This window comes from Mesoflavibacter zeaxanthinifaciens DSM 18436, from assembly GCF_000422365.1.
Lineage (GTDB): Bacteria > Bacteroidota > Bacteroidia > Flavobacteriales > Flavobacteriaceae > Mesoflavibacter > Mesoflavibacter zeaxanthinifaciens.
Genome location: NZ_AULQ01000006.1, coordinates 82,216 through 99,331, shown reverse-complemented (window position 1 = coordinate 99,331; position 17,116 = coordinate 82,216). Strand labels below are relative to the sequence as shown.

At 32.5% G+C, this 17,116-nt stretch carries 16 protein-coding genes; 7 read left to right on the top strand and 9 right to left on the bottom strand.

Features of this window, described 5'->3' with window-relative positions; genetic code table 11:
* Window positions 1-5: 5 nt before the first annotated feature.
* Together H574_RS0106420 and mnmE are read right to left on the bottom strand one after the other, a co-directional pair.
* Window positions 6-458 (bottom strand): helix-turn-helix domain-containing protein, encoded by a 453-nt coding sequence (locus tag H574_RS0106420; protein ID WP_235898267.1) that lies wholly within the window; start codon window positions 456-458, stop codon window positions 6-8.
* 130 nt (window positions 459-588) lie between these two features.
* Window positions 589-1,995: a tRNA uridine-5-carboxymethylaminomethyl(34) synthesis GTPase MnmE gene (mnmE, locus tag H574_RS0106415; RefSeq protein ID WP_027879779.1), complete on the bottom strand. Its 1,407-nt coding sequence runs from the start codon at window positions 1,993-1,995 to the stop codon at window positions 589-591.
* Between the two features lie 64 nt (window positions 1,996-2,059).
* Here mnmE and H574_RS0106410 point away from each other — a divergent pair, with 64 nt between their 5' ends.
* Window positions 2,060-2,572: a peroxiredoxin family protein gene (locus H574_RS0106410; RefSeq protein ID WP_027879778.1), complete on the top strand. Its 513-nt coding sequence runs from the start codon at window positions 2,060-2,062 to the stop codon at window positions 2,570-2,572.
* A gap of 61 nt (window positions 2,573-2,633) precedes the next feature.
* On the opposite strand, the gene H574_RS0106405 is transcribed toward H574_RS0106410, so the two are convergent.
* Entirely contained in the window at window positions 2,634-3,284 is a 651-nt protein-coding gene (locus tag H574_RS0106405) for a rhomboid family intramembrane serine protease (RefSeq protein WP_027879777.1), read from the bottom strand.
* A 62-nt stretch (window positions 3,285-3,346) separates the two neighbouring features.
* Between H574_RS0106405 and H574_RS0106400 the strand changes: the two genes are divergently transcribed.
* Window positions 3,347-4,237 (top strand): lysophospholipid acyltransferase family protein, encoded by an 891-nt coding sequence (locus H574_RS0106400; RefSeq protein ID WP_027879776.1) that lies wholly within the window; start codon window positions 3,347-3,349, stop codon window positions 4,235-4,237.
* Window positions 4,238-4,307: 70 nt separating this feature from the next.
* On the opposite strand, the gene H574_RS0106395 is transcribed toward H574_RS0106400, so the two are convergent.
* The 3 genes from H574_RS0106395 to uvrA all read right to left on the bottom strand — a co-directional run bounded on the left by H574_RS0106395 (window position 4,308) and on the right by uvrA (window position 8,234).
* Window positions 4,308-4,997 carry an LOG family protein gene (locus tag H574_RS0106395; RefSeq protein WP_027879775.1) on the bottom strand — a complete coding sequence of 230 codons (690 nt, stop codon included), beginning with the start codon at window positions 4,995-4,997 and terminating at the stop codon, window positions 4,308-4,310.
* A 146-nt stretch (window positions 4,998-5,143) separates the two neighbouring features.
* Window positions 5,144-5,311 (bottom strand): lmo0937 family membrane protein, encoded by a 168-nt coding sequence (locus H574_RS14635; protein WP_027879774.1) that lies wholly within the window; start codon window positions 5,309-5,311, stop codon window positions 5,144-5,146.
* A gap of 88 nt (window positions 5,312-5,399) precedes the next feature.
* On the bottom strand, window positions 5,400-8,234 hold the full coding sequence (gene uvrA, locus H574_RS0106385) for an excinuclease ABC subunit UvrA (protein ID WP_027879773.1): 2,835 nt from the start codon (window positions 8,232-8,234) through the stop codon (window positions 5,400-5,402).
* 152 nt (window positions 8,235-8,386) lie between these two features.
* Here uvrA and H574_RS0106380 point away from each other — a divergent pair, with 152 nt between their 5' ends.
* The gene (locus H574_RS0106380) at window positions 8,387-8,911 is read left to right on the top strand and encodes a hypothetical protein (RefSeq protein ID WP_027879772.1); all 525 of its coding nucleotides are present in this window, start codon (window positions 8,387-8,389) and stop codon (window positions 8,909-8,911) included.
* Between the two features lie 121 nt (window positions 8,912-9,032).
* Here the strand turns inward: H574_RS0106380 and H574_RS0106375 are convergent, their stop codons facing one another.
* The 3 genes from H574_RS0106375 to H574_RS0106365 all read right to left on the bottom strand — a co-directional run bounded on the left by H574_RS0106375 (window position 9,033) and on the right by H574_RS0106365 (window position 12,216).
* Window positions 9,033-9,761 carry a hypothetical protein gene (locus tag H574_RS0106375; RefSeq protein ID WP_027879771.1) on the bottom strand — a complete coding sequence of 243 codons (729 nt, stop codon included), beginning with the start codon at window positions 9,759-9,761 and terminating at the stop codon, window positions 9,033-9,035.
* 170 nt (window positions 9,762-9,931) lie between these two features.
* Window positions 9,932-11,620, bottom strand: a complete 1,689-nt coding sequence (gene ggt, locus H574_RS0106370) for a gamma-glutamyltransferase (protein WP_027879770.1) — start codon at window positions 11,618-11,620, stop codon at window positions 9,932-9,934.
* Window positions 11,617-12,216: an acyl carrier protein phosphodiesterase gene (locus tag H574_RS0106365; protein ID WP_027879769.1), complete on the bottom strand. Its 600-nt coding sequence runs from the start codon at window positions 12,214-12,216 to the stop codon at window positions 11,617-11,619. The genes ggt and H574_RS0106365 overlap by 4 nt, the downstream gene beginning before the upstream one ends.
* Window positions 12,217-12,256: 40 nt before the next feature.
* Between H574_RS0106365 and H574_RS0106360 the strand changes: the two genes are divergently transcribed.
* Genes H574_RS0106360 through H574_RS0106345 form a run of 4 tightly spaced genes read left to right on the top strand, consistent with a single transcriptional unit; the run spans window position 12,257 to window position 17,086 of the window.
* A complete protein-coding gene (locus H574_RS0106360) occupies window positions 12,257-13,327 on the top strand; it encodes an acyltransferase family protein (RefSeq protein WP_027879768.1) in 1,071 nt (356 codons plus the stop codon).
* Entirely contained in the window at window positions 13,324-14,712 is a 1,389-nt protein-coding gene (gene glmM / locus H574_RS0106355; protein WP_027879767.1) for a phosphoglucosamine mutase, read from the top strand. The genes H574_RS0106360 and glmM overlap by 4 nt, the downstream gene beginning before the upstream one ends.
* A 27-nt stretch (window positions 14,713-14,739) precedes the next feature.
* Window positions 14,740-16,239, top strand: a complete 1,500-nt coding sequence (locus H574_RS0106350) for an aminotransferase class V-fold PLP-dependent enzyme (RefSeq protein ID WP_027879766.1) — start codon at window positions 14,740-14,742, stop codon at window positions 16,237-16,239.
* A 10-nt stretch (window positions 16,240-16,249) separates the two neighbouring features.
* Window positions 16,250-17,086, top strand: coding sequence for a hypothetical protein (locus tag H574_RS0106345; protein ID WP_027879765.1), 837 nt, complete (start codon window positions 16,250-16,252; stop codon window positions 17,084-17,086).
* The last annotated feature ends 30 nt before the right edge of the window (window positions 17,087-17,116 follow it).

The following is a 17,116-nucleotide window of genomic DNA, read 5'->3' as shown; positions in this document are numbered from 1 at the left end:
TGGAATTAATTAAAGAGGTTTTCTATTTGCCATCTGGCCACAATACGCTTTCTACCAAAAGGAACTGCTTTTAAACGTCCTTGTTGAATCATTCTTTGAATGGTCCATCTACTCACACCAATAAGTTGTGAGGCTTCTGTAACGCTTAAAAAATCTTTGTTATTTACAGCATTAGGGTTGTGAACTTCAACAACTTGTTTTTGCTGTTGCATATCTTTAGTAAGAGTAGCTTGGATTTTTTCTTGACGTTTGCGTGCCTTATAGGCTCTTTTTGCACAAGTATCGCCACAGTATTTAGTAACTGTTGTACGTGCTGTGAAGGCATTACCGCAATGCTTACAAGTTTTAGGAATGAATAAATTACTGCTCATAAATGGTGCTTTATGTAGCGTAATGGTGCAACGTGGTGCGTTATGGTGCATCATTTCGCCTTTATTTTCGCCAACAGATTTGGGCAACAAATCCGTATTTAAGGCAACAGATATACAACAAATTTAATCAAAAAAGAGCAAAAAAGCAACAAATAAAAGAAGATAAAATAATATAAAGTAAACAATAACAAGGGATTAACAAATAAAAGAAAGTAAGTTACTTCCCGATACAGAAATTAGCAAAAATATTACCCAAAAGATCATCACTTGTTATCTCACCAGTAATCTCTCCAAAATGATACAAAGCTTGGCGAATGTCTATTGCCATTAAATCTCCAGAAAGTCCAGTTTCTAAGCCGTATTTTACTTTTTGGATTTCTTCAAAAGCTTTTAATAAAGCATCATAATGACGTGTGTTTGTGACAATAGTTTCGTTATTGTTTAATGCACCAGTATTAACAAAACCTATTAATTTATCTTTTAAATCTTCTACACCTTCGTTATTTTGTGCCGAAATCATTAATGCTTCAATGTGTTGAATTGTATTTAAAGATTGTGACACTTCTTCTTTTTCTTCCTCTGATAATTGATCTACTTTATTGGCGATAATTAACATTGGTTTAAGCGGAAACTTGTTTTTAATCTTTTCTACCTCTACAATCAAACGTTCGCTTTGTGTTTTAAACTCATTAGCAGAAAATAAGAAAACAACAACTTGCGCTTGTTCTATTTTCTCAAAAGTTTTTTTAATCCCAATATTTTCAACAACGTCTTTTGTATCTCTAATTCCTGCGGTATCTATAAACCTAAAACCAATACCGTTAATCACCAATTCATCTTCAATGGTATCTCTGGTTGTTCCTGCTATATCACTTACTATGGCACGTTCTTCGTTTAAAAGCGCATTAAGTAATGTAGATTTACCAACATTTGGCTCTCCAACAATTGCTACTGGTATTCCGTTTTTAATCACATTTCCTACTGCAAAACTATCTATTAAACGTTTTAAAACGAAAGAAATACGATCTACCAAATCTTTAAATTGTGTACGATCTGCAAACTCAACATCTTCTTCTGCAAAGTCTAATTCAAGTTCTATTAGAGAAGCAAAATTTAACAGTTCTTCACGTAGCTTAGCTATTTCAGAAGAAAATCCGCCACGCATTTGCTGCATTGCAATTTGATGTGATGCTTCATTATCACTTGCAATTAAATCGGCAACAGCTTCGGCTTGGCTTAAATCTAGCTTTCCGTTTAAAAAAGCACGTAAAGTAAATTCACCAGGATTGGCCATTCGGCAACCTTTTCTTAAAAATAGCTGAATAATTTCTTGTTGAATATAAACCGAACCATGACACGATACCTCAACTACATCTTCTCCTGTATAAGAATTTGGATTTTTAAAAACCGATACTAAAACCTGATCTATCACACGGTTTTCGTCAATAATATGTCCCAAATGTATGGTATGCGTCTTTTGGTCGCTAAGCGACTTTTGGCTTTTTACAGACTTAAAATTATCTGCCGCTATCTTTATAGCGTCTTTACCCGATAATCTTATTATGGCAACTGCGCCAGCACCAGAAGCGGTTGCTAAAGCTACTATGGTATCGTTGTATATCATAGTGCAAAAATATGCATATTTTATTCAACTTTTATAGTTTATATTTGTTGCAAACTTATTTGTAATGAAAAACACTTTAATATTATTTATTTCGGTTTTAGCATTGTTTTCTTGTAAAGAAGAAAAAAAGGAAATTACCGTTTTTGGGACTAACATTGGTGATTATGCGCCAACTTTTACTGCGCCAACTCCTGATGGGGCTACTTTAAATATTAACGATATTAACGCTAAAGTCACTATTTTAGATTTTTGGGCTAGTTGGTGCGGACCTTGCAGAAAAGAAAACCCAAATGTGGTTAGAATGTATAACCAATATCACGATAAAGGCTTAGAAATTGTAGGGATTTCTTTAGATAAAGCACAGCAAAAAGACCGATGGTTAAAAGCTATCGAGCAAGATAATTTAACTTGGAAACATGTATCTAACCTACAAGGTTGGCAAGAGCCAATTGCACAAACTTATGGTGTAAGATCAATACCTGCCACTTACATTTTGGATAAAGATGGTAAGATTGTAGCAAAAAATTTACGTGGTAAAGCTTTAGAAGATAAAGTTGCTGAGTTATTAGCGAATTAAAATTTTTATTTCACTTTCGTGGAAAATCAAGAACTTCGATAAAACATCGGAGTTTTTTTGTTTAGATTTTGCCTAACTTTTTCATAACAAACAATAAAATGATTGGTAATGCTAAAACAACAACCATTGTTAAATTAATTTGAAACAAGTACGGAACAAAAACTAAAGTAGTTACATAACCACCAATTGCGCCTCCAAAATGCGCATCATGACCAATATTACCAATACGTTTTTTCATTCCGTAGATAGAATATAATAAATATCCAATACCAAAAACATAACCAGGAATTGGAACAGGAATAAAAAAGAAAAACAAACTCATGTCTGGATTAAGCAGTATTGCAGCGTATAAAATACCTGTAACTGCTCCACTTGCTCCTACTGCGCTGTAATGGTATTCATCTTTATGAAAATATAGCGACAATAATCCACCAGCAACTAAGCTAACTACGTAAATAATTATAAATTTAAGTGAACCAACATATGCAATTACATTGTTAGCAAAAAAATACAGCGTAATCATGTTAAATAACAAATGTTGTGTATTTACATGTAAAAATCCAGAACTAAACAATCTAAATTGTTCGCCTCTTTTTATGGCACCAACATTAAATTTATACTTATCAAAAAAACCATAATCTTCAAATCCTTTGTAAGAAATTATGACGTTTGCAGCGATTATAATTATTGTAACAATTGCTAAATTACCCATTTCAATATTTAAGTTTCATTCAAATATACTATATATTTGCCAAGCTAAACTAAGAACGCATCATGCAATTTATTGCCTACATATTAATCTACCCTTTTTTGTGGTTAATCTCTATCTTACCCTTTAGATTACTTTACGCATTTTCTGATGGATTGTACATTTTAATCTACCGTATTATTGGCTACAGAAAAAAAACCGTAAAGGAAAATTTAAGACTTGTTTTTCCTGAGAAATCTGATGATGAAATTAATACGATAACTAAAAGATTCTATCATCATTTATGTGATATGGTTGTTGAAGCTATAAAATCTATGACTATTTCTGAAAAAGAAATGAAAAAACGCTTCACGTTTAAAAATATTGAAGAGCTTAAAAAACACGAAAAAGAAGGTAAGAGTATTGTAATGATGACTGCGCATTATGCCAGTTGGGAATGGATTTTTGTACTACAAACCTATATAAACTACACTGGTTACGCTATTTACAAACGATTAAACAATAAGTATTTTGATCGTTTAGTAAAACGTATTAGAGCACGTTACAATTCTTATTTAATAACTACTAAAGAAACTTTTGACGTACTGCAAAAAGCAAAGAATAAAGGCGAATTAACTATTAATGGCTTTGCTGCAGACCAAAGTCCTAAACCAGATAAAGCTTACCATTGGTTAAATTTTATGGGAATTAAAGTTCCTGTTTATACTGGTGCCGAATTAATGGCAAAACGCCTTGATATGACTGTAGTATTTTTTGCTGTAAAGCGTGTTAAAAGAGGTTATTATGAAACCACAATTACTACTCTTGCAGAAAACCCTCATGATTTTAAAGATTATGAAATCACCGATCGTTTTTTTGAATTAGTAGAACAACAAATTTACGAAGCACCAGAATACTACTTATGGACTCATAAACGATGGAAACACAGAGATAAGGTGCCAAAAGAGTTTATGTAAAACAAAAAATTTCAGAAAATAACATCATATTATCTTCTGAAATTTCTTTTTTTAAAACCTATTTGTTTTTTTAGAAGTTTGGACTTAAACCATATTCTTCGTAAAATTTATCTAGTATTTCTACCACTTCATCTGCTGTATCTACTAAATGTATTAAGTCGATATCTCCAGGACTAATATTTTTAAAACTATCTAAAAGTGTTGTTTTAACCCAATCCATTAATCCTTCCCAAAACTCGGTACCAACTAATATAATCGGGAATTTTTCTATTTTGTTAGTTTGAATTAAAGTAATTGCTTCAAATAATTCATCTAACGTACCAAATCCACCAGGCATAACTACAAAACCTTGAGAGTATTTTACAAACATTACTTTTCTTACAAAAAAGTAATCAAAGTCTAAGCTTTTATCTGAGTCTATATAAGGATTATCGTGTTGTTCAAAAGGTAATTCTATATTTAATCCTACAGATGTTCCGCCAGCTAAATGAGCTCCTTTATTACCTGCTTCCATAATACCTGGTCCTCCACCAGTAATTACACCATAACCGGCATTAACAATTTTTGAAGCTACTTCTTCTGCTAATTTATAGTATTTATGATCTGGTTTTGTACGAGCAGATCCAAATATAGATACACTTGGTCCTATTGCACTCATTTTTTCAAATCCGTTAACAAACTCGCCCATGATTTTAAAAATCGCCCAAGAGTCGTTTGTTTTCTTTTCATTCCAACCTTTAGGATGTTGTTCTTTTCTCATATTATAGTTTTAAAAAATTCAAACAAACAAATTTAATAGATTTGAAAGGATTTAGCTGTTCTATTCACATTTTTTAAACAAAAAAAGACTAGCAATATTGCTAGTCTTTATATAATATTCTAAAAATGAATATTTTATACTAAAAATTACAGTGGTTTTCTTCCTGAAATGATGTTATAAAGCACTGCTATTACTGCAATTACTAATAACACATGTATTAAACTTCCGGTTCCCATTCCTGAAACAATTCCGAAAAATCCAAGAACCCACATGATGATACAAATTACGGCTACTAGCCAAAGAATACTTCTCATAATATATTGGTTTTTAATGGTTAATGTTACTTAAAGTTACATATCCAAATCACCAATATGTGTTAACAAAATCGTAATTAGCTTATTATTAAGAGTTTAATTCTTTCTTTAAAAAACGTGCTGTATGGCTTTTTTTATGTTTAGCAACTTCTTCTGGTGTGCCTTCAGCAACTACTTGTCCGCCACCTTTTCCACCTTCATATCCAATATCTATAATATAATCTACCGTTTTAATTACATCTAAATTATGTTCTATAATCAACACAGTATTGCCTTTATTAGCTAATTTGTTTAACACTTGCATTAACACTCTTATATCTTCAAAATGAAGTCCTGTTGTTGGCTCATCTAAAATGTAAAAAGTATTTCCTGTATCGCGTTTACTTAGCTCGGTTGCTAATTTTATACGTTGCGCTTCTCCACCAGAAAGCGTTGTACTTTGTTGTCCTAAAGTAATGTAACCTAATCCAACATCTTTTATGGTCTTCAGTTTTTTATGAATCTTTGGTATGTTTTCAAAAAAGTCTACCGCTTCATTAATGGTCATATCTAATACATCACTAATGCTTTTTCCTTTGTATCTTATTTCTAAAGTTTCGCGATTAAAACGTTTACCTTGACACGTTTCACATTCTACATAAACGTCTGGTAAAAAGTTCATTTCAATTACTCGTAATCCGCCACCTTTACAAGTTTCGCATCTTCCACCAGCGACATTAAAACTAAATCTACCTGGTTTATAACCACGAATCATGGCTTCTGGTATTTTGGCAAAAAGACTACGTATTTCGTCAAAAGTTTTGGTGTATGTTGCTGGATTACTTCTTGGTGTACGACCAATTGGCGATTGGTTAATATCAATCACTTTATCAATGTGTTCTAAACCTTTTATGCTTTTGTAAGGCATTGGTTTTTTTACACCATTAAAGTAATGTGCATTTAGAATTGGATACAACGTTTCGTTAATTAACGTCGATTTTCCGCTTCCTGAAACACCTGTAACACCTATCATTTTTCCTAAAGGGAACTTTACAGAAACATTCTTTAAGTTATTACCTGTACAGCCTTTAAGCTCTAAAAATTTACCATTACCTTCACGACGCTTTTTGGGGATTTCAATTTCCATTTTACCATTAAGATACTGCGCTGTAATCGTGTTACCTTTTAATAACGCTTTTGGCGTGCCTTCACTTATAATTTCTCCACCATGTTTTCCTGCTCGTGGACCAATATCTATAACGTGATCGGCACGTTCTATCATATCTTTATCGTGCTCTACAACTATTACCGAATTACCAATATCACGTAAAGACACCAAACTGTTAATTAGCTTTTCGTTATCGCGTTGATGTAAGCCAATACTAGGTTCGTCTAAAATATATAACACGCCAACTAACTGCGATCCTATTTGTGTTGCTAACCTTATACGTTGTGCTTCTCCACCAGATAAGGATTTTGAACTTCGGTTTAACGACAAATAATCTAATCCTACATCTAATAAAAATTGAATTCTGGCACGAATTTCCTTAATAATTTCTTCTGCAATTTTTAGTTGCGTTTTGCTTAAATGTTGTTCTAAATCACTAAACCAAGCAGAAAGCTCACTAATATCCATGTTTGCTAGTTCGGCGATGTTTTTTTCGTTCACTTTAAAATAAAGCGACTCTTTACGCAATCTACTGCCTTCACATTCTGGACATTCAATTTTGTCCATATATTCTTTTGCCCAACGTTTTAATGATGTTGACTCTGCAGTATTGTATTGGTTTTCAATAAAATTAGCGACACCTTCAAAATCTATTTTATAATCTCTGGTAATGCCTAATGTTTTACTTTCCACAGAAAACTTCTCATTTCCGCCATATAAAATCACTTGTTTTGCTTCGTCAGGAATTGACTTGTAAGGATCTGTTAATTTGAAATTATAGCGTTGTGCAATGGTTTCAAACTGCTTAAAAATCCAGCTCTTTTTTTCTGGTCCATGAGGCGCTAATGCACCAGCTTTTATGGATAAAGAATCGTCTGGAATTATTTTTTTCTCGTTAACTTGATACAAGGTTCCAATACCGTTACATTTTGGACAAGCACCTTTTGGCGAGTTAAAAGAAAAGTTGTTAGGTTCTGGATTTGGATAAGAAATCCCTGAACTTGGACACATCAAATTTCGGCTAAAATAACGTGCTTCTTGCGTATCTTGATCAATCACCATTAACACGTCATCACCATGATACATTGCTGTATTGATTGTCTCGGTTAAACGTTTATCGTTATCTACATTTTCATCTATCTTTAAGCGATCTATAACAATTTCTATATCGTGTGTTTTGTAACGATCTAGTTTCATGCCTTTAACCAAATCTCTAATTTCGCCGTCTGTTCTCACCTTTACAAAACCTTGTTTTGCAATTTGCTCAAACAACTCGCGATAATGTCCTTTTCTAGATCTAATCACTGGCGCTAACACGTTAATGCGCTTACCTTTATAACTTTCTTTAATTAATTTTTTAATTTGCTCATCACTGTAACTCACCATTTTTTCGCCAGTATTGTAGCTATAAGCGTCACTACCTCTTGCAAATAACAGTCTTAAAAAGTCATAAATTTCAGTAATCGTACCAACTGTAGATCGTGGTGATTTGCTGGTTGTTTTTTGTTCTATAGCAATTACGGGAGACAAACCATCAATTTTATCTACATCTGGTCGTTCTAATCCGCCTAAAAATTGTCTAGCGTACGCCGAAAATGTTTCGATGTAACGACGTTGTCCTTCGGCATAAATGGTATCAAACGCTAAAGACGATTTTCCGCTTCCTGACAAACCAGTAATCACAACTAGTTTTTCTCGTGGAATGGTAACGTCTATATTTTTTAAGTTATGTGCTCTTGCGCCTTTAACTTCAATGTTTTCTTCAAAATTTGTCATAGCAATTTTTAGCAAATATCTGTGAATTGGCAAAGTTGCAAAGATACGGTTTTTATCAATCTTTTTGAAGTGCAATTAGTTATCATTTTCTTAATGAAGTCTTTGTGATTTTTTATATTTTCGTTGTCACGGAAATTAAAAAACAGATACTAATGAAACTTTTAGGAATAGGATCAAGAATTAATCATACATCATACGGAAAAGGCGTTGTTACCAATGTTGACAGTCAACAATATTGGGTAACATTTATTGAAAACGGATTAGAAACTATACCGTTAGATGATGATTTTGAAACTATTGAAGCTGCCGAAAACGAGGTAGATACAGTTAGCTTTTTTGATATTGAAAGTAGCTTGGTAAGTATCTTAAAAAAATACAGTGATGTCTCTGAAGTTGTGCATATTGGCGACAAATGGAAAGGCGGCACAATGGAATTAAAACCAGCTGACGACAATTTAAAAAGTAAGGAGATAAAAATTGAAGACTTTTTTCATAAGATTACAATGGTTCGTGATCGTTTGCGTGTGATGGAACAAAAAATAAACTCTAGCAATCTTGAAGAACAAGAAAAAATAGATTTACAGCAATATATTACACGTATTTATGGTAGTTTAACCACATTTAACGTATTATTTAAACTGAAAGAACAACAGTTTGTTGGGCAGAAAAAGAAATAGTTAGCAGTTAGCAGTTAGCAGTTAGCAGTTAGCAGTTAGCAGTTAGCAAAACTAAAATTATGTAGTTAAACTTTGTTTTCTTATTAATTATTTGCCAAACATATTAGTGGTAATTCGTGTTTTATTCTGACCTCGAAGTTTTAATATCATCCAACTCTAAACCTAAAAACATAAATTTATGAAAGGTTGGTAATTGCGCATTTGTTTCGGTAGTTTTCCAGTCGCTCCATGTTGCTTCCAAACCACCAATTGGCAAAATATCTACCCACATTTGAAAGCTTTTAGGTTTATAATTCTCGTCTAAATGCCATAAATAAGAATCGCCTGGTGTACTTCCGCCTTTAGTATAGGTCACTAACAAACCTTCTTCTCCGTCTTCATTTTTGGCAATACTTCGTTTTGTTCCAGCATCAAAAACTTTATATGGCGCTACTAACCAAAACGTATCATTATTAAAATAATCTATTGCTTTTTGTACGTATTTCTCTTTTTCTACGCCATTATAAGCTTGATCTTGCACAAATACTTTGGAGTTACTTTTGTTATTTAAATCTAACTCTACTTTAAAATGACTCCAAAATACATTACAAGTATTTTCTAATTTGTTCCATTGGTATTTGTGTCTTTGTTTAAAAGTAAACTCGATATAATCGGTATTTTTATAAGCCTCGTAATCTAAAGCCTCTAACATTTTATTAGCTAAACTATCCGCTTTTTCTGTTGGGTTTATTTGAGGTAAATCTTCTGCATATTTAAAGTATACAAACCCAAAAAACAGTAATGATGGTAGTGTAAAAAAGATAATTACTCCTAAAATTATTTTAAATATTTTCTTTGTCTTTATTGCCATAATATTACGATTTTCAAAAACTTATTATTCGAAATTAAAATTGTTCTCGATACGATTTTTTGTTCAACTTTGACTCAATTCAACTCACTTCGACTACGCTCAGTGACCAACATTTAATTACAAACACTTGGTTGTTACAAAAAATCACTCGAACTGACGTAGATGATATTTTAAAATCCAACTGCGGTATCGTCTCCTCTTGGATCTGCGCCACCTTCTAATTGCCCGTTTTCTTTTACTAAAATAGCATCTACTTTACCAATTATAGGTGTACGATTTGTGTTTATAATATACCCTTTTTCTTCTAATTTATTAGTCAACTCTTCATTAAAAGCGTTTGGCTCTACTCTAATTTCGTCAGGTAACCATTGATGATGAAATCTAGGTGCTCTTACTGCTTCTTGCATACTCATGTCAAATTCATGCACATTAATTATAGCTTGCATTACACTTGTGATAATAGTAGATCCGCCAGGTGTACCAACAACCATATATAATTGTCCATCTTTTTCTACAATAGTTGGCGTCATAGAACTTAGCATACGTTTTTCTGGTAAGATACTGTTTGCTTCTGCTCCGATTAAACCATAAACGTTTGGTTCGCCTGGTTTACTTGAAAAATCATCCATTTCGTTATTAAAAAAGAAACCTAATTCTTCTGAATACAATTTAGAACCATAACCAGAGTTTAATGTTGTGGTTACAGCAACTGCATTACCGAATTGATCGACAATAGAATAATGTGTTGTTTCGTCACTTTCAATAACCTGAACATCGCCATGTTTTATCTTTGTTGAAGGCGTTGCTGACTCAAAACTAAAATCTTTCATCCTATTAGACGCGTAACTTTCGCTTATTAATTGGGTTTGCGGAATGTTTACAAAATCAGGATCTCCTAAATAAAAACTTCTATCGGCATACGCACGTCTTTCGGCTTCTGTAATTACTTGAATGGCTTTAAGAGAATTATGTCCAAACTCACTTAAATCATAAGGTTCAATTTGATTCATAATTTGCGCTAAACAAATTCCACCACTTGATGGCGGCGACATAGAAATGATCTTTAAATCATCATAAGTAAAGGTTATTGGATCTCGCCATTTGGCTTCGTACTTTGCAAAATCTTCTTTCGTTATTATTCCACCATTTCTTTGGATGAAATTTGAGATAGAATCTGCAATTTCACCTTTATAAAAGGCATCACGACCATCAATCATAATTTTGACCAACGTTTGTGCTATCTGTTTATTTTTAATGGTATCTCCAGCTTTCCAATGCTTAGCAAATAGAATAGTATCTTTATTAACTTCAAGAAAATCTTTTCGTTTTTCATCTAAAACAGCTTGTTGCTTTTTAGTGACCACAAAACCACGATTAGCCAAATCTATCACAGGTTGCATAATGGTTTGAATAGGTAAACTTCCAAACTTGTCGTGTACAGCAAATAATCCAGCAATAGTACCTGGTACGCCAACAGCCAATCCGCCTTTTGTACTTAAATTAGGGATGACATTACCCAAACTATCCAAATACATTTGTTTTGTAGCAGCAAGTGGTGCTTTTTCGCGATAATCTAACGCGCCAATTTTACCATTTTCTAGTCGGTAAACCATAAATCCGCCACCACCAATATTTCCAGCATACGGATAACAAACCGCCAAAGCTAAATCGGTTGCTATCATGGCATCAAAAGCGTTCCCACCTTTTTTAAGAATCTCTACTCCTATTTTTGAAGCTTCAGCTCTTGCAGAAACGATAATAGCTTTATCTGCAATTACACCTTCTTTTGTTAGTTTTTTGTCTTCTTTACAATTGAAAAATGAAAGAAAAACAATTATTAGAAGTAACCTGTATTTCATGATAATTCTTGGTTGATTTGGATTAGCTTTTCTTCTGAAAATACGATAAGTTCCTCAAAAAAAGAGGTGAATTCGGCTTCAAATTCATCATAAAATAAATCAAGTTCTTTTGTCGCTAAATTCATTTGTGATCGGTTTTTGGTTCGCTTATTCATTCCGTCTAACACTTTTGCTATGCCTTCTTTTGTCGCATAACTTAACAACCAATTTCCTGAAATTAAATGTGGCATCATTTTTAGGATGCGTTGTGGTAAAATTTCAATATTATCGGTTAAAATTTGATAAAAATTTTCGGCATAATCTTCTAATGGCACATCAGAATATTTTGACCAGTTTTTGGCTAAAAAATGATCATATAAAATGTCTACAATGATGCCAGAATAATGTCCGTAATTTTTATGAAGCTTTTTGGTGCTTTGTCTAACGGTCGGATGCGCATCTGTAAAGGTATCGATTTGACGGTGTAATAATATACCTTTTTGAACTTCTATCGGGTATGTTTTATACTTTTTACCGCGTATTCCATCGGCGATAAAGTTACCAATAGTTAGCATTTTGTTATTTCCGGAAAGGTAGATATGCGCTAAGTAGTTCATTCAATAAATATATGTATTTTTAGCCTTTTAATTAAGAGATTTGAACAGATTACCAAACTTAGATGTTTTACGATTTATATTAGCCAGTTTAGTGATAATTTTTCACTTACCGCAATTGTGTCGTAATCAAGGTCTTCCGTATTTTTTAGACGCACCAATTTTTAATCGTGGTGTTGAAGCGGTCTACATGTTTTTTGTTTTAAGTGGTTTTTTAATTATTAAAATAATTTATAACGATAAGTTACGTGACCGATTTTCGATTAGAAAATTTTATATAAGACGAATTTTAAGAATCTTCCCTCTATACTATCTAATTTTAATTTTCGGTTTTGTGTTTTATTGGCAAATTTTACCTGTTTTAGGTATTCCTTTTGAAAATAATTACAACCTAAGCAATGCGGTTTTATTAGGTACATTTTTTCTACCAAACGTGATGTCAAAACTATATATGCCTGGCGGAATTCTTGAAGTGTTATGGTCTATTGGTATTGAAGAACAGTTTTACATTATCGTTGCGCCTTTACTTTTTATCGTCAATAAACATCGAATATTACAAACGCTTTTAATATTAACAACGGTTTATTTTATTGTATTTCATCTTGAATTTTTTAATGTTTTACAGGAGTACATTATGGTATTTTTCTTCTTATTTTTTGGTGGAATTGTCGCCATTCTTGAAGACAAAAAACAGTTAGAATTTTTAAAGAAAAACTTGATTTTTCCTGTTTTAATAACCGTTTTAACAGTCTTGTATTTTACAACGTCTTTATTTGAATTAGAATCTGTTTTTCTTTTCAACTTAGTAACAATGTTACTTTTTGGAAGTTTTATTCATACCATTGCACATAATAATAAAGGTGTAGAGATTAGAAACCGAATGCTAAATTATTTTGGACAAATTTCTTACGGAATTTACATGTATCACGTTATCGCTTTAAACATAATCGTCTTTCTATTTTTAAAAGTAGAATGGTTAAAAACATTTAGTGATAACATGACCATTATTTTAATTAATATTTTGACCTTTGCACTAACCATTTTTATGGCGCATTTGTCTTACAGATATTTTGAGACTTATTTTTTAAAACTGAAAAACAAATTTAGAGAATGACACTTATAAAATCTATATCAGGAATTAGAGGAACCATTGGCGGTAACGTTGGAGACAACTTAACACCAATTGATGCAGTAAAATTTGCTTCGGCTTACGGTACGTGGCTAAAACAACAACGCGATAAAAAAGATTATAAAGTTGTAGTTGGTCGCGATGCGCGTTTGTCGGGCGATATGATTCAAAATTTAGTAATGAATACACTTGTAGGTTTAGGTATTAATGTGGTTGATTTAGGGTTATCAACAACACCAACAGTAGAACTTGCTGTACCAATGGAACACGCAGATGGCGGCATTATTTTAACTGCAAGTCATAACCCAAAACAATGGAATGCTCTAAAGTTGCTTAACGCGAAAGGTGAATTTTTAAATGGTAAAGAAGGCCAAAAAATATTAGAAATTGCCGAGTCTGATAACATGACGTTTGCAGAAGTTGATGATTTAGGTGAAATCACTAAAAACGACGCTTACTTTGATTTGCATGTTGAGGAAGTGTTGGCTTTAGATTTAGTGAATAAAAAAGCAATAGAAGACGCTAATTTTAAGGTTGTTGTTGATGGTGTAAATAGTACTGGCGGTATTGCTATTCCTTTACTTTTAGAACATTTAGGTGTAGAAACCGTTAAATTATATTGTGATCCAACAGGTCATTTTCCGCATAATCCAGAACCTTTAAAGGAACATTTAGGCGATTTAAGTGATGCTGTAAAAAAACATAATGCAGACTTTGGTATTGTTGTAGATCCAGACGTAGATCGTTTAGCGTTTATGGATGAAAACGGAAATATGTTTGGTGAAGAATATACCCTTGTTGCTTGTGCCGATTGGGTTTTAAGCCAAACACCTGGAAATACTGTTAGCAACATGAGCTCAACTAGAGCCTTAAGAGATGTTACCGAGAAGCATGGCGGAACTTACCAAGCTTCTGCTGTTGGAGAAGTAAATGTGGTTGAATTAATGAAGAAAAACAACGCCGTTATTGGAGGCGAAGGTAATGGCGGAATTATCTATCCAGCTTCTCATTACGGTCGTGATGCTTTAGTTGGAGTAGCTTTATTTTTAAGTCTTTTAGCTGATAAAAAAATGAGTGTTAGCGAACTTAGAAAAACTTACACTAGCTACTTTATGAGTAAGAAAAAGATAGAGTTAACGCCTACTTTAGATGTTGATGCTATTTTAAAAGCAATGGAAGATAAATACAGTAATGAAAATTTAACCACTATTGATGGTGTAAAAATTGACTTTGCTGAAAGTTGGGCTCATCTAAGAAAAAGTAACACAGAACCCATTATTAGAATATATACCGAAGCTAAATCTCAAGAAGCAGCAGATACTTTGGCAGAAAAAATCATTTCAGAAATTAAAGAAATTGCTAATATTTAGTATATTATAGCTTAAAATTTTCAGGTTATGTACACAACAAACGCTAAAAGAACCGAAACTTCTAAACTAGAAACTTATTTCTCTCAGTTTAGAAAACATATTATAGGAATAGACCAAGAATTTGAATCACCTTACGGAAAACAAAAAATGGTTTATACAGATTGGACAGCTTCTGGTAGATTGTACAGACCGATTGAAGAAAAAATAACCAATCATTTTGGTCCTTTCGTAGCCAATACACATACGGAAACTACTGTGTCTGGTACTGCAATGACTAATGCTTATCATAAAGCAAGACAAATCATTAAGGGACATGTAAACAGTAATAAAGATGATGTTTTAATTGTTGCTGGAAATGGTATGACAAGTGTAGTCAATAAGTTTCAACGTATTTTAGGACTAAAAGTCCCTGAAAATTTAAGCAAATACACTAAAATACCAAACGAGATAAGACCTGTTGTGTTTGTTACACATATGGAACATCACTCTAACCAAACTTCATGGTTAGAAACTATGGCAAAAGTTGAAGTTATTCCTGCAGGAGAAGATGGTTTATTCTGCATGAAAAACCTTGAAATTTTATTAGAACAGTACAAAGACTGTCCATTAAAAATCGCTTCTGTAACTGCCGCATCTAACGTTACTGGTTTAAAAACACCTTATCACCAAATTGCTAAAACAATGCATCAACATGGTGGTGTTTGTTTTGTAGATTTTGCGTGTGCTGCACCTTATGTAGATATTAATATGCATCCAGAAGATGAAGACGCTTATTTAGACGCTATATTTTTCTCTCCTCATAAATTCTTAGGCGGACCTGGAACATCTGGTGTTTTGGTTTTCAATAAAAAATTATACAAAAATATGATTCCCGATTGTCCTGGTGGCGGTACTGTAAGCTGGACAAATCCTTGGGGAGAACATAAATATATTGATAGTATCGAAGACCGTGAAGATGGCGGTACACCAGGTTTTTTACAAACTATTAAAACGGCTTTAGCTATAAAGCTAAAAGACCAAATGGGTGTAAAAAATATTTTAGATAGAGAACATGAAATGTCACATCATATTTTTAAAAGTTTAAAAAACATTGAAAATTTACATGTTTTAGCTGCAGAACATGAAGATAGATTAGGCGTGTTTTCATTCTATATTGAAGATTTACACTTCAATTTAGGTGTAAAATTATTGAATGATAAATTTGGAATACAAACACGTGGTGGATGCAGTTGTGCAGGTACTTACGGTCATTACTTATTACACGTAGACAAAGAAAAATCTCATTCTTTAACTTGTGAAATTACAGCTGGTGACTTATCTCAAAAACCAGGTTGGATACGTATGTCTATTCACCCAACAACCACTTGTGCTGAAGTAGATTATGTATGCGAAAGCATAGAAGCTTTAGCCAAAAACCATAAAGAATGGGCTGAAGACTATGAGTATAACAAAGCGAATAATGAGTTTATTCATAAAACATACATACCAAAGCAAACAACTAAAGTTAAAGATTGGTTTGAATTGTAATGTTTTTAAAATGAAGTCTTTTTATGTGTTAATCACTACTTTAGTTTTATTTACTTCTTGTGCTAAAAAAACACTTTTATCAGAATATAAGGAGGAAATATCTGCACTAAAAACAGATCAGGAGATAGAAGACTATTGGAAAGATCTTTTAGACCAAGATCAGAACGCATTATATAAAGATAATTACATAGCAAAACAACACGATTCTCTTACCATTACGCACATGATTAAGTCTGCGTTAATGATTGAAATTCATGGCTTAGAACACTATCTTCCTAATAATAGTGTTGTAGAAATGCACCATATTCATAATTATTTTGGACCTTCACAGATTGCATATTGGCCAATTATAAAAACTTGCGCTAATGCAAAAGGTAATCAAAAGTTAATTCAATATCCAGCTTATCAGTTAGAAGGGATTTCATTAACATTTTATAACTACTCTGTTTATGGCGAAAGCAATAAACATCAATCATTACTAGAAAAACTAAATAAAATAAATAGCAACACAGTAAGTAAAGACTTATATGACGCTTTTATATACCAACTTAAACTTCAAAAACTAAAAGAAATTGAAGTTATAGGCAAATGGCACCTTCAATCTTTTAAAACAAAAAAGGAAGATGGTTATTTTGAATTTGTAAAAATGAGTGATAATAACTTATACTATAGAAAACATAAAAGAATTCAAAAATTAAAGCTTGTAAAAACTTCTAACAACATTAAATATTACAGAGTTGAAAAAGAACCTTTTGGTTGGCAATTTGTTTTAGACCATAATGGTCAATTATCATTAAAAGATGAAACCAATAGTGTATTAATTTCGTATTCTATATACAAGGACTAGAGAAAATCTCTAAAACAAACATTTTCAATC